The sequence below is a fragment of the Algoriphagus aurantiacus genome (genome assembly GCF_035156405.1).
Lineage (GTDB): Bacteria > Bacteroidota > Bacteroidia > Cytophagales > Cyclobacteriaceae > Algoriphagus > Algoriphagus aurantiacus.
Genome location: NZ_JAXRUT010000089.1, coordinates 1 through 514, shown reverse-complemented (window position 1 = coordinate 514; position 514 = coordinate 1). Strand labels below are relative to the sequence as shown.

At 49.2% G+C, this 514-nt stretch carries 1 pseudogene; it reads right to left on the bottom strand.

Annotated features, from left to right (window positions below):
* Window positions 1–514: pseudogene (locus tag SYJ56_RS25860) on the bottom strand (hypothetical protein); the annotation flags it as partial.

Sequence of the window (514 nt, the reverse complement as noted above, 5' to 3'; positions counted from 1 at the left end):
TGGAATACCAGCTATTGATTACATTTTTGCCCACATATTCCAGCTGGCAGTTTTCGATTGTGAAGTGGGATGAATTATCGAGATTGATCAGGTTTTCATTGGAGCCCTGAATAGTGAGGTTACTGAATCTGATATGGCTGGAACTGTTGAGCGTGTTGATGACCCGATCGACGGTGGCCACTCTGATGTTTGCCCCCGCAGGATTTCCCTGATAAAAAATCAACAGCTTCTTGGTTGCTTTATTGTAATACCATTCCCCGTGTTTGTCCAGTGTAGCGGCATGGTTTTGGATAAAGAATCCAAAGCCGACAGCCGGGCTGTAGGAACTACCGGCCGGGTTGTAGTTTACACTGGTTCCGCTTTGCCAGTTGATATAGTGCCGGTCAATGATCCAGTTGTTTTTCCGGATCACGATTTCTCCCCCGGCCATACTAGCGGGCGCCTGCAATCCGCCGCTTCCGATGGTACCGCCGCTGAAAGAATTGATGGTGAGGTATCCGCTGTTGGCGGCGTT